Below are 12,603 nucleotides of genomic sequence, written 5' to 3' on the forward strand. Positions count from 1 at the left end.
TCGCAATCTCGAGGTCAGGTGACATCAGCAGGTGCGGGTTTTGTGGACCGGACCGAGGTTTCCGACTCAGACAGTGTTGGCGGCGACCGCGAACCCCACTGCGGCCAGTGCGGTGGTGAGTTCGACTGCCGCGCCGAGCAGGTCGCCGGAGAGTCCGCCGATCCGGCGGACACCGTGATCGGCCAGGCGAACTGCCGCGGCCAGCACCACCAGCGTGATCAGCGGGCCGGCCCACGGCAGCTCCGGTACCGCCCCGGCCGACACCACCACGGCCGCCGCGACCCAGCCGAGTACGACGGGGCGGGACTGGGTCCCGGCGACCATCGCGCCGAACCAGGTATCCGGGGCGGGTTCGATGCCGCGGCGGCAGGCCGCGACCACGGCCACGCGCCCGAGCCCCACCGCCGTGACGACCGCCGCCCAGTGGCCCGTGCCCGCCAGCGCGGTGAACGCGCCGGCCTGGACGCCGGCGGCGGCGACGATCGCGGCCACTCCGAAGGGCCCCGCCCCACCGCTCTTCATCACCGCACGCGCACGTTCGGGCGACCCGTAGACCCCGAGCCCGTCGAAAGTATCGGCCAGACCGTCCAGGTGCATACCCCGGGTCAGCAGTGCCAGCACCGCGACCGTGACGTACCCGGCCGCGACGCCCGCGGGATGCAGGATCCAGAGCACCATCGCGGCAGCGACACCGAGGACCGCCCCCACCACCGGGGCCAGCGCGACGGCACGCCCGGCCGCGCGGCGGTCCACCTCGCTCGGGCCGCGGACCGGCAGCACGGTGAGCCAGGAGAAGGTGAGACGAAGCGCAGACATCATCGCTGCGGTCTCATCGGGCCGCTCACTTGTGGAGGTCGACAGTGGCGGTTTCGGTGGCCGTGCTGACACCCGCGTCGGCGAAGGTCGCCATCTCCGCGAGCGCCGCGACCGCGGCCCGCAGGACCGGCAGTGCGGTGAGCGCACCCGACCCCTCACCGAGCCGCATATCCAATTCGAGCACCGGAGTGAGCCGCAGTTTGGTCAGGGCCTCGGTATGCGCGGGTTCGGTGGAGCGGTGTGCGGCCACCCACCAGTTCACCGCACCCGCCGCCAGATCCTCGGCGACCAGCGCGGCCGCGGTGACGATCAGTCCGTCGAGCAGTACCGGGGTGCGCCGGGCGGCGGCACGGGCCAGGAAGCCGGTCATGGCGGCGATATCGGCACCACCGGCGACGCGCAGCAGTTCGACGCCGTCGCGGGCGACCGGGCGGACCCGCCACATGGCGTCCCGGACGGCGGCCACCTTGCGCATCCAGCCATGGTCGTCGACGCCGGTGCCGCGGCCGACCGCCCGGACCGGTTCGATCCCGGTGAGGGTCGCGACCAGTACGGTCGCGGGGGTGGTGTTGCCGATCCCCATATCCCCGGCCACCAGCAGATCGGCCCCGCTGTCGATCTCCTCGTCGGCGATCGCCGCTCCGGCGGCCAGCGCGGCGGCGACCTCCTCCGCCGTCAGTGCGTCCTCGCGGTCGATCGCCCCGCTGGATCGGCGCACCTTATGGGTGCTCACGGACGGATCGGTATCGGCGTCCACCGCGATATCCACCACCCGGACGGTGGCCCCTGCGATACCGGCCAGCGCATTCACGGCGGCGCCGCCCGCCCGGAAATTGGCGACCATCTGCGGTGTGACCTCGCTGGGAAACGCCGATACGCCGTGCCGCGCCACCCCATGGTCACCGGCGAACACCACCACCCGCGCCTGTTCGAACTGTTTCGGCGGGCACGTCCCCTGGCAGGCGGCCACCCAGTTGCCCAGTTCTTCGAGCCGCCCCAGCGAACCCGGCGGTTTGGTGAGCGACGCCTGCCGCTGTTCGGCGGCCGCGCGGGCGTCTGCATCCGGCGGGGCAACGGGTGCGAATCCCTCTGTCACTGTTCGAGCCTTCCGATCGGGTGCTGTCGCGGGGGCCGGGCCGCGCGGGATCGCTCCCGGTGGCCGAGTACCACCTTCCGGACAATGCGGTGTTCCACCTTCCGGACAATATTGCCCGGCGCGTACCGCTCGCCACGAGGCGCCCGGCCCGGCCCGGTCACGAGAGGCGGTACACGGCGGGTTCCCGGATCAGGCACCCGTTCGATCGCGCAGGATCGCCACGCCCGGGCCGGTGAGTTCGGCGCAGAAGCGGGTACGTCCCGCAATCGCCATGACCAGCGCGAGAGTGGTGCCTTCGACCTCCGGCCCGGAACCGACGGTGAACGGGCCGTCGGTGGCCCGTAAGCGCAGGCCCGCGGTGGCAGTACGACCGGCGACCGTGAAATCGCGTGCCGCGAAGAAACGGGCGACCTCGGTCACCGCCGGACCGGCGGGCGTGCCGGTCGATCCGAGCGCTACCCGGATATCGGTGCCGTGCACCACGACCTCACCGAGCCAGGCCGGGGTATGGCCGGACGGTGCGACGGTGTTCGGGACCGCGGCCCGGAAACGCGCGAGCGTTTCGGCCGGATCGGCACCCCGGAACTCACGCATCCGCCGCTGATTGTGCAGGTCGGCATCGAAGCGGGCGCCGAGCATGCTGCGGATCCAGCGCGCCCGCCCGATACTCGCCGCGGCGGTGAGATGAGCGACGACCTCCTCCACCGACCACCGGCCGCACAGGGACGGCGCCGCCCACTGCTGCGGGGTGAGGGTGGCGAGTTCGTCGGCCAGCGCGGCCCGTTCGCGATGGATCGACGCCCAGATTTCGGCGCGCGACATGGTCTGCACAGCCCGATTCAAGCATCCGGCCCCGACAAGGTCGGCGCTCCGCGCCGCCGATGGCGCGCCGCCTATTTCAGGCGCATGGGCAGACCGGCCACCAGCAGAAACGCCTCGTCGCAGATTCCGGCGAGCCGTTGATTGAGCGCGCCGATCTCGTCCCGGAACAGACGGCCCGACCGGGTGGCCGGGATCACGCCCAGACCGACCTCGGGGGAGACGATCACGAGTCGGCCCCGATACCCGGCCACCGCGTCGACGAGAACATCGGTATCCGCGGCAATGGTGCCGCGCGGGCAGTCCCAGGCGCCGCGAGCGTCCAGCCGTCCGGTCAGCCAGGTACCGATATCGTCGACCAGGGTGGCGCCGGGGTGAGCGCTACCCAGCTCGGCCGCCGGATCAGCGGCATCCACCACGGTCCAGTGCGCCGGGCGGCGCGCCCGGTGCGCGGCGATCCGGTCGGCGAAATCGGTATCCGCGGGATCGACGATCGCGGTGGCCAGATAGCGGACTGCGCCACCGGCGACGAGCGATTCGGCGAACGCGGATTTACCCGAACGCGCGCCCCCGAGTACGAGGGTGCGTTGTCGAGGGGTCGAGACGGGCGGGGACACCCGTGGGTCAGATCGCGTCGCCGGGGGTCACCCGCGGCTTCGGCGCGCGCATCTTGCGCAGCTGCGAAGCACGGACGAAGGCGTACCAGCCGAGGCGGAACCCGGTATCGGTGGATTTCGGGAAACGCTCGCGGACCCGGCGGTTGACGATCCGGCCCAGCAGGAAACCCTCGGCCACCATGAAGACCATCATGACCAGCATCGCCAGCGTGATGATCGATTGCCAGGCCGGAGCCGCGAACATGGACAGGATCAACAGCAGGGCCATCGGCATGAAAAGCCCGACCAGGTTGCGTCGGCCGTCGACGATATCGCGGACGAATGCGCGCACCGGGCCCTGGTCGCGGGGGAGCAGATACTTGTCCTCACCTGCCAGCATCCGGGCGCGGCGGTCCTGCGCGGCGGCGCGGCGTTCGGCGGCGGCGGACTTGCGGTCCTCTTTGCTGCCGCGGGTTTCCTTGCGGCGGGCGCGCGCTTCCTTCGCGGTCATGGGAGGTGGCGCGACCGGGCCACGACGCCTGCCCTCGGCGTCGCGCCGGCTCGGAGTGGGCCGGCCCTTACCGGCCGTGGGCGCGGCCTTGGCCTGGGTCACCTCGGCCTCGGCGGCGCTCGCGGTGGCGGTCGCGGCCCGCGAGCCTTCGGCGGGCGCGTCGGTACCGCTGGGTTCACCGCGTCGGAACAACTTCACGGTAACCAGGCTAATCGGTCACCCGGCCCGGCGGTGAACGGGGCGGTGGCCGGGGTGTGGCCGATCACCCGCCGCGCCGGTCGTGGTCCCGCTCACCCGGTCCCGGCGCCGGATGCGACACGGTGGTGTGGCCGCGGCCCCCGGAGATGGCAAGATAGGGAATAGCAGCCCGTCCGAGGGTGTTGGACCACCCGGAACCGTGCGCTGTTCACGGACCGACCACGCTGTCCATAGGAGAGTTCATGAGTGTGCAGAACGACACCGCCACCACCACCCACGGTGTGAAGCTGACCGATGCTGCCGCGGGCAAGGCCAAGGCGCTGCTCGATCAGGAAGGCCGGGACGACCTCGCGCTGCGGATCGCGGTGCAGCCGGGCGGCTGCGCGGGTCTGCGTTACCAGCTCTTCTTCGACGATCGCTCCCTCGACGGTGATCTGGTCGTCGAATTCGGCGGCGTCAAACTGGCTGTCGACCGGATGAGCGCGCCGTATGTACAGGGCGCCGCGATCGACTTCGTCGACACGATCGAGAAGCAGGGCTTCACCATCGACAACCCGAACGCCACCGGCTCCTGCGCCTGCGGCGATTCGTTCAACTGAGTGCTCCCGGGCCGGTGACAGCGCCGGCCCGGCACTCATGGATACCGGGTCATGTGACGATCGACTTGTCACGAGGCCGGTTACGACACGTAGTCGTAGCCCCGGCGAATTGATACGGTGAACCGGGGGCAAAGCTCCGTTCACTTTCTTGTTCGCGCTGATTCCGAAGGGGCCCACCTACGTGTCCATTGCTGTATCCGCGTCCATCGCGACCGACCACCTCATGCGTTTCTCCGGCCGTTTCGCCGATGTACTGCTGCCCGATCAGCTCGAGCATGTCTCGCTGAGTTTCCTCGTCGACGATCTCGTAATCCGGCGCGGCGGCGTCGCGGGGAACATCGCCTACGCCATGGGCCTTCTCGGGCAGTCGCCGCTGCTGATCGGTGCCGTGGGCCGTGATTTCGACGAGTACCGGCAGTGGCTGGAGTCCCACGGCGTGGACTGCTCGGTGGTACGGGTGTCCGAATCCGCCCACACCGCCCGATTCGTCTGCACCACCGACGAGGATATGGCCCAGATCGCCTCGTTCTACCCCGGTGCGATGAGTGAAGCCGGCGATATCTCGCTCACCGCCCTCGCCGAGGAGCGCACACTCGACCTCGTCCTGGTCGGTGCCAACGATCCCGAGGCGATGCTGCGCCAAACCGCGGAATGCCGTGAACTGGGTATTCCGTTCGCGGCCGACCCGTCCCAGCAGCTGGCCCGCCTGGACGGCGATCAGGCCGTCCAGTTGATCGAGGGCAGCACCTACCTGTTCACCAACGAGTACGAGTTGGGCCTGCTCAAGCAGAAGACCGGCCTCACCGAGGACGAGATCGCGACCCGGGTGGGTATCCGGGTCACCACTCTCGGCAAGGACGGTGTCCTGGTGGTCGATACCGACGGCACCGAGGTGCGGGTCGAGGCGGTCCCCGAGAACGCCAAAGTCGATCCGACGGGCGTCGGTGACGCCTTCCGGGCCGGTTTCCTGACCGCGCACACCGCGGGCCTGAATCTCGAGCGCGCGGCCCAGCTGGGTTCACTCATCGCGGTACTCGTCCTCGAGACGGTGGGCACCCAGGAATGGACCCTCGACGCCGATGCCGCCCTCAAGCGGCTCGGTGAAGCGTACGGCGCCGAGGCGGCCACCGAGATCGAACCGCTGCTGCGCCGATAACCGGCTGCTCCGGTTCCCGACAGCGAAAGGTCCCACTCACCGTCGTGAGTGGGACCTTTCGCTGTCGTCCGGCGATCGGAGCCGACTAGACCTGCACCGGGTAGGTGGGTTCGGCGATCTCCGGTTTGATGCGCTCCTCCACGAAGATCCCGTGCCAGATCATGAACACCAGCAGCGTCCACAGCCGGCGGCTGTGATCGGAATCCCCGGCCCGGTGCGCGTCGAGCATGGCGGTTACCGCCGCCTTGTCCAGCAGGTGATCGGTCTGCGATTCGGCGATCTGCTGCCGAGCCCAGTCGTAGAGTTCGGTACCCCGCAACCAGTGGCGCAGCGGTACCGGGAACCCGAGCTTGGCGCGATGCAGCACATGACCCGGCACGATGCCCTCGAGGGCCTGCCGGAGCGCGTACTTGGTGGTTTCCTTGGTGATCTTCTGATCGAGCGGGATCTGCTCGGCCACCCGGAAGACCTCGGAGTCCAGGAACGGCACCCGCAGTTCCAGTGAATTCGCCATGGTCATCTTGTCGGCCTTCACCAGGATGTCGCCGCGCAACCAGGTGAACAGGTCCAGATGCTGCATTTGCGCCACCGGATCCCAGCCCGCCGACTGTGCGTAGATCGGCGCGGTGACGTCCTGATGGGTCCACTCCGGGCGGAATTCGCGCAACACCGACCGCAACTGCGCATCGCTGAAACTGCGGGCGTTCCCGTAATAGCGCTGTTCGAGAGTGAGCGAGCCGCGGTGCAGCAGGCTCTTGCCGCGGGTGCCGTCCGGGATCAGCTCGGAGACCTTGCCGGCCAGTCGGCGCACCCCGCGGGGCAGCTTCTCGAACGGCGCGAGCGACAGCGGCTCGCGGTAGATGGTGTAACCGCCGAACAGTTCGTCGGCACCTTCACCGGAGAGCACGACCTTGACGTGCTTACGGGCCTCTTTCGCGACGAAATACAGCGGTACCAGCGCCGGATCGGCCACCGGGTCGTCGAGGTACCAGACGATTTCCGGGATGGCGGCCGCGAACTCGGCGGGGGAGACGACCTTGACGATATGCCGGGCCCCGATCGCGGCGGCACTCTCCGCGGCCACATCGACCTCGGAATAGCCCTCGCGCTCGAACCCGGTGGTGAAGGTGATCAGCTTCGGGTTGTGCCGCATGGCCAGCGCCGCGATGGCGGTGGAGTCGATACCGCCGGACAGGAACGAGCCGACGGTGACATCGGCACGCATATGTTTGGCGACCGAATCCTCGAGCGCCGCGGCGATCTCCCGGTAGCGCGCCTGTTCGGACCCGCCGGCGAACGGCCGCACGCCGAATCCGGGCACGAAATAGCGGCTGATCTCCGGCGCGGCCCCGGGCCGCACCACCGCGTAGCTGCCCGATTCCAGCCGCCGGATACCGGCGTGCAGGGTTTCGGGCTCGGGCACGTACTGCAGCACGGTGTAGTGCTCCAGGGCCCGGTGGTCGAGCGATTCGTCGAGACCCAGATCGGGCAGCAGCGCCAGCAGGCTCTTCTTCTCGCTGCCGAACGCGGTACCGCCCGGGCCGGTGGCCAGGAACAACGGCTTGATGCCGAACGGGTCGCGGGCGAGGAACAGTTCCCCGGTGCGGGTGTCCCAGATCGCGAACGCGAACATCCCGCGCAGTCGCCGGACCGCCGCGGGCCCCCAGTAGTGGAATGCCGCGACGATGGCCTCACCGTCGCCTTCGGTGCCGAACATGGGGTCGTCACCGAACTCGGCCGCGTGCTCACGGGCCAGTTCCTCGCGCAACTCCAGGTAGTTGTAGATCTCCCCGTTGAAGGTCAGCGCATAGCGCTCCCGGTCATCGGCCGGACCCCAGCGCAGCGGCTGGTGCGAATGCTCGATATCGATGATCGAGAGCCGATTGAAGCCGAAGATCAGCTGGTCGTCGTGCCAGGTGCCGCGCTCGTCCGGGCCACGGTGCCGCACACAGTGCAGGGCGTCGTACACCCGCTCCACCGTTTCCGGCGCAGCCGTATCGGACGTCAGAAATCCGAGCAGTCCACACACTGCGGCGCTAACCTCGTTTCCACTGGTCGGGGATCCGCACCGGGCGAGCCGGCGCGGCGGGCGAAATCTAGTGTCCGAGTATGCCGCACGTCCGGATTCCCCGTGCGATACACCTCCGCTCGGCCGGTCCGCCACCGAACGGAGTGTCGAAGCCGACCCGACGGCGTACCGGGCGCGTGTTTGGTCTACGCTGCGTAGTACTCGGACTGTTCCGGGTGGTGCCGCGCGGTGCGCGGAGCTGCTCGGGTAGCCCGAACGTGCTGTTTATCAGTATCCCCGGCGGCGGGTCCCGCCACGGGGATGCGATGTCGGAATGTGTGGCGACCAGGAAGGCGTTGAGCGTGGCGCACAAGGCGAGCGACGAGATCGGGGCACGGCCTGCCCGGCGGCGGGGTCGTGTCCTGCGGCGGGCCGGGCTGGCGGTATCCCTCGGGATCACCACCATGCTCGTTTCCGGCTGCTCGATCGACAATGTGTGGTTGCGGTTCGGCTGGCCCTCGGGTGTCACCCCGCAGGCGCACCGGATGCGGGAACTGTGGACCTGGTCGGTGGTCGCCGCCCTCATCATGGGTGTGCTGGTCTGGGGTCTGACCTTCTGGACGGTGGTCTTCCACCGCAAGAAGAAGAACTCGCCGGAGTTCCCCCGGCAGACCGGCTACAACGTGCCGCTCGAACTGACCTACACCGCGATTCCGTTCGTCATCATCGCGGTGCTGTTCTACTTCACCGTGGTCGTGCAGAACTACGTGCACGAGAAGGTCGACAACCCGGATGTGGTCGTCGATGTGACCGCCTTCCAGTGGAACTGGAAGTTCGGCTACCGCGATGTGGACCTGAAGAACGGTTTCACCTACGACGGTGTCGACACCGTTCGTGAGGACGCCAACCAGCAGCAGCTGAAGGAATACGCCGACCGCACCAACGAAGAGGGCCATCCGCAGCCCGGCCCGGTGCACGGCCGTCCCGAGAACGACATCCTGTCGTTCCTGCACTACAACAAGATCGAGACGATCGGCAGCAGCACCGAGGTCCCCGTTCTGGTGCTCCCCACCGGCAAGGTGATCGAGTTCCAGCTCGCCGCAGCGGACGTCATCCACGCGTTCTGGGTTCCGGAGTTCCTGTTCAAGCGGGACGTCATGCCGAACCCCAAGGAGAACAACTCCGACAACGTCTTCCAGATCAGCGAGATCGACCGGGAAGGCGCCTTCGTCGGCCGTTGCGCGGAAATGTGCGGCACCTTCCACTCGATGATGAACTTCGAGGTCCGGGCGGTCTCGCCGGACAAGTTCCAGCGCTACATCCAGGCGCGTGAATCGGGTATGACCAACGCGGCCGCGCTCGAGTCCATCGGCGAGTCGCCGGTGGCCACCTCGACCCAGCCGTTCAACACCGATCGCACGGTCAAAACCGACACCACCGAGAACAAGTAAGGACTGACTCAGATGAGGATCGAAGCGCGGCTGTTCGAGCTGCTCACGGTGTTCTTCATTCTCGTGGGCGTCATCTATGGCTTCTTCACCGCCCAATCGCGGACCGGCATCGAATGGGCCGGCACCACGGCCATCGTGCTGACCGCCGGACTGTCGCTGATCATCGGCACCTACTTCCGCTTCGTGGCTCGCCGGCTGGACCTGCGGCCCGAGGACTACGAGGACGCCGAGATCGTCGACGGCGCCGGAGACCTGGGCTTCTTCTCACCCGGAAGCTTCTGGCCCATCCTGCTGGCCGGCGCCGCCTCGGTGACCGCCCTGGGCTTCGCCTTCTTCGAGCCGTGGCTGCTCGCCCTCGGCGTGATCCTGGTCCTGACCGCCGCCGGCGGCCTGGTCTTCGAGTACTACCTGGGCCCGGAAAAGCACTGAGTTGTCGGCGGCGCCTCCGGCGCCGCGGGGTCGGGGCCCTCGTGACCCCGACTGTCAGGGTGATCGACCGCGAAGGGGCGAATCGGCCCACGAACGAGAGAAACCCCCGCTGTCTACCGGCTGCGGGGGGTTTCGATGTTCGGGACCGGATGTTGCCGAGTTCCTGCGACGGACTCCACCTCGAGTTCGAGCCGATCACGTTCTGAGGTGTGCGCCGGTCACAGCCCGTGAGTAGGCCGATCCATCGGGCGCCGGAGCGCGCTGTGTGGCTGCCGGGCTTTCGAGGCACTCCACGCTGCACTCTCGTATGTTTTCCGGACATCGCCACTTCACGGCCGGGCTCGCCCGTGCTCCACGGTTTCAGAGCGAGCACAGGGCCAGAGCGCCCGACCGAAGAGCCGGGTTCAGGAACGGACCGTTCAGCTTTCTGTCCCCCGAGCGGCCGGATCCATAGTCCGAGTAAAGCCCCGGTTCCACAGACTTCGGAGCGTAGGGAACCAGCGACAGAACACAGCGGAGCGAAAGCGACGACCACATCCGGCCCCACCACCCTCACCTACTCCGGATCGTCCACCTCGGTGGTCGGGGCGGGCCCCGACCCGCCCCGCCGGAGGCGGGGCAGATCAACCGGGGCAGATCAACACAGCGATTCGTAGCGCATGCTGTTTTCCGAACGGCAGATCTCTTCGATGCCGGTGACGATATCGCGCAGTTGTTCCGACGGCAGGGCGTTGGGGCGGAGCCGGCAGGTGAAGGTGATCAGGCCGTGGTCGGCGGCGGGGAGGTTGTGGGCGGCGGATTCGGCGCGCAGATGTGCCGAGCGCACCCCGTAGGTCATGGCGGAGATGACGGTGAAGCAGCCGGTGCGTTCCCGGTGTCCGTTGAACAGATCGTGCAGCCGGTAGAACACCGAGGTGTAGTTGGACAGCGGCGCGAAGATACCCACCCGGTAGGCCGGGCCGCGTTCCGAGGAGCTGATGACCGTATCGGCGAGGTATTCGGCGTCGCGCAGGGTCAGCACCTTGGGTGTGAACATCACCGCACCCGCGGCGGCGTTACGGACCGGCATACCCGCCTTGCCGGGCGTTGCGGAGGCGATGGCGCCCAGGGATTTACGGGCCCGGCTGCCGACCTCGCGGCGAGCGCGCAGAGACCGGGTGGGTGCGGTGGGGTAGAGGCTGGACCACTGCCCGAACCGGACGGTGCCCAGCTGCACCTGGCCCGCGCCCACCGGCCTGGACATCTTGAGCGGGGCGGTGTCCACCCAGCGGCCCACCTGGAGTACGGCATCTCGCGGGCGGCTGACCTCGGCGTAGGCGTAGTCGACGAAACTGTCGAAATCGAGGAAGCGGCGCGAATCGGTGGACAGCCAGGTGTTGTCCTTGTCGACCTGCACGGTGTCGAGGGTGAGCGCGGTGATGATTCCCGCTCGGCCGCCGGCGCCGAGGATGCGATGGAACCGCTCGGTGTGGTGGGCGCGCCCGCAGGTCCCGATCCGCCCGTCGGGATCGACGTACTCGAGGTCCACGATCTGATCGATGAAGAGCCCGTGCCGGTGCGAGGCCGTACTCACACCGCCGACCGAGGCGAAACCACCCGCGGTGATATCCCGGTGATCGCCGATCACGGGTAGACCGAGGCCGTGCGCGGCCAGCCGCCTGTCGATATCGGAGAGGCGCGCTCCGGCCTGTACCCGGACGGTGCGCCGCCCGAGATTCAGGTCGACGATCGCGTTCATTCGGCGTAGCGAAACCACGGTCTGCTGATCCGGCAGAGTGAGCCCGTCGGTGGCGGGATCGCCGCCGTGGACGGTGAGCGGCCTGGAACGGTCCCGGGAATTCCGTACGGTGCGAACGACATCCGCTGTGTCGCGAGGCAGGTACTCGGCGGGGAAGACAATGTGCGGCGTGCTCATGGCACGAAAGCTAACCACAGCTCGGCGGCCCTGGCGATACCAGTGTTGGCGTCGTGCTGTCGGGCAGCAGGACCAGGCCCCGGACCCCGGGCTGTTATGGGCCGGGAGCTGCGCTTTCGGTCATCGGGCGGCGAACGACTTCCGGCCCGCGGGTGGCGTTCGGCGGCGCATGCGATCACCTCGTCGATCCAGGGGTACCGCGAGACCTGCGGCCCGCGGTCGCCTCGCGGCGCGCGGTGTGCGCGTCAGCCGAGTACCTGCAGCCGCCGGCCGATCTCGGTGACCCAATCCACCTGCTCGAAGGTGGCGAAATCGACCCGGATCGTATCCAGCACATCGCGGCCGGGGGCGAACAGCGCGGCGCGCTTGTCGGCTTCGATGACGACGTGCATACCGTGCTGATCGGCCAGGAAGGTCACTTCGAGCTGGTTCAGGGTGGGATAGCGCGGTGACGGGCCGAATTCGATCTCCTGGAAGAACGGCAGGGAATGCGGGATCCGATCCACCCGGCCCGCCTCCACATCGGCGTGTCTCAAGCCGAAGCCCCAGGCCTCCACCGCCGCCAGCACGACATGCTGTGCCGGAAGCGCGCCCACACCGATGGGATCGGTATCGGTGGCGTCGAATCCGCCGTCCACGTCGACCCGGGTACGTACGGCAACGGCCGTACCGTGCAGATGCCGGCCGTTGTAGAAGGTGATCGGTGTCTCCCAGGGTGTCGCGAGTTCGAACTGCCCCTCCAGCGGATACCCGGGCAGCAGTTCGAACGGGCCGAACACCGGTTGACGGGCGAACGCCATATCCACCAGGCTCTCGTTCTCGTCGTATTCGCGTTCGGCCCGGGTGATCAGCTCCGCCGCCACGCCTTTCACCCGGACCGGCCGGTCGTGACAGCGCATCCGGATCACCCCGCGCACCGGTTGGCCGGGCTGCACGCCGGGGGTGAACAACTCCGTCTCCACCTCGGCCGTATGCGCACCCAGCGCGCCCAGCAAGGTCTTGAACATCC

12 protein-coding genes are annotated in these 12,603 nt (G+C 68.4%); 4 read left to right on the forward strand and 8 right to left on the reverse strand.

Annotated elements, in window-relative coordinates; all coding sequences use genetic code 11:
• Window positions 1-66: 66 nt before the first annotated feature.
• The 5 genes from ACWCPQ_RS09965 to ACWCPQ_RS09985 form a co-directional block, all read right to left on the reverse strand.
• A complete protein-coding gene (locus tag ACWCPQ_RS09965; protein ID WP_449896825.1) occupies window positions 67-816 on the reverse strand; it encodes an adenosylcobinamide-GDP ribazoletransferase in 750 nt (249 codons plus the stop codon).
• Window positions 817-841: 25 nt separating this feature from the next.
• Window positions 842-1,912: a nicotinate-nucleotide--dimethylbenzimidazole phosphoribosyltransferase gene (gene cobT, locus ACWCPQ_RS09970; RefSeq protein WP_449896749.1), complete on the reverse strand. Its 1,071-nt coding sequence runs from the start codon at window positions 1,910-1,912 to the stop codon at window positions 842-844.
• Window positions 1,913-2,101: 189 nt separating this feature from the next.
• Window positions 2,102-2,734, reverse strand: coding sequence for a maleylpyruvate isomerase family mycothiol-dependent enzyme (locus tag ACWCPQ_RS09975; RefSeq protein ID WP_449896827.1), 633 nt, complete (start codon window positions 2,732-2,734; stop codon window positions 2,102-2,104).
• A 71-nt stretch (window positions 2,735-2,805) separates the two neighbouring features.
• Window positions 2,806-3,348: a bifunctional adenosylcobinamide kinase/adenosylcobinamide-phosphate guanylyltransferase gene (locus ACWCPQ_RS09980; protein ID WP_449896751.1), complete on the reverse strand. Its 543-nt coding sequence runs from the start codon at window positions 3,346-3,348 to the stop codon at window positions 2,806-2,808.
• 7 nt (window positions 3,349-3,355) lie between these two features.
• Entirely contained in the window at window positions 3,356-4,036 is a 681-nt protein-coding gene (locus tag ACWCPQ_RS09985) for a DUF3043 domain-containing protein (RefSeq protein WP_449896753.1), read from the reverse strand.
• A 242-nt stretch (window positions 4,037-4,278) separates the two neighbouring features.
• Between ACWCPQ_RS09985 and ACWCPQ_RS09990 the strand changes: the two genes are divergently transcribed.
• Both ACWCPQ_RS09990 and ACWCPQ_RS09995 read left to right on the forward strand, forming a co-directional pair.
• A complete protein-coding gene (locus ACWCPQ_RS09990) occupies window positions 4,279-4,635 on the forward strand; it encodes a HesB/IscA family protein (protein WP_449896755.1) in 357 nt (118 codons plus the stop codon).
• 181 nt (window positions 4,636-4,816) lie between these two features.
• Window positions 4,817-5,791 carry a carbohydrate kinase family protein gene (locus tag ACWCPQ_RS09995; protein WP_449896757.1) on the forward strand — a complete coding sequence of 325 codons (975 nt, stop codon included), beginning with the start codon at window positions 4,817-4,819 and terminating at the stop codon, window positions 5,789-5,791.
• An 85-nt stretch (window positions 5,792-5,876) separates the two neighbouring features.
• Here the strand turns inward: ACWCPQ_RS09995 and asnB are convergent, their stop codons facing one another.
• On the reverse strand, window positions 5,877-7,820 hold the full coding sequence (gene asnB / locus ACWCPQ_RS10000) for an asparagine synthase (glutamine-hydrolyzing) (RefSeq protein ID WP_449896759.1): 1,944 nt from the start codon (window positions 7,818-7,820) through the stop codon (window positions 5,877-5,879).
• 443 nt (window positions 7,821-8,263) lie between these two features.
• Between asnB and ctaC the strand changes: the two genes are divergently transcribed.
• Both ctaC and ACWCPQ_RS10010 read left to right on the forward strand, forming a co-directional pair.
• The gene (gene ctaC / locus ACWCPQ_RS10005; RefSeq protein WP_449896829.1) at window positions 8,264-9,250 is read left to right on the forward strand and encodes an aa3-type cytochrome oxidase subunit II; all 987 of its coding nucleotides are present in this window, start codon (window positions 8,264-8,266) and stop codon (window positions 9,248-9,250) included.
• A gap of 12 nt (window positions 9,251-9,262) precedes the next feature.
• Entirely contained in the window at window positions 9,263-9,679 is a 417-nt protein-coding gene (locus ACWCPQ_RS10010) for a cytochrome c oxidase subunit 4 (protein WP_039823681.1), read from the forward strand.
• Window positions 9,680-10,316: 637 nt separating this feature from the next.
• On the opposite strand, the gene ACWCPQ_RS10015 is transcribed toward ACWCPQ_RS10010, so the two are convergent.
• Window positions 10,317-11,594, reverse strand: coding sequence for an FAD-binding oxidoreductase (locus ACWCPQ_RS10015; RefSeq protein WP_449896761.1), 1,278 nt, complete (start codon window positions 11,592-11,594; stop codon window positions 10,317-10,319).
• A 245-nt stretch (window positions 11,595-11,839) separates the two neighbouring features.
• Complete coding sequence (locus ACWCPQ_RS10020; RefSeq protein ID WP_449896763.1) at window positions 11,840-12,601, reverse strand: sporulation protein; 762 nt, start codon at window positions 12,599-12,601, stop codon at window positions 11,840-11,842.
• Between the last annotated feature and the right edge of the window lie 2 nt (window positions 12,602-12,603).

The organism is Nocardia sp. NPDC001965 (assembly GCF_053594175.1).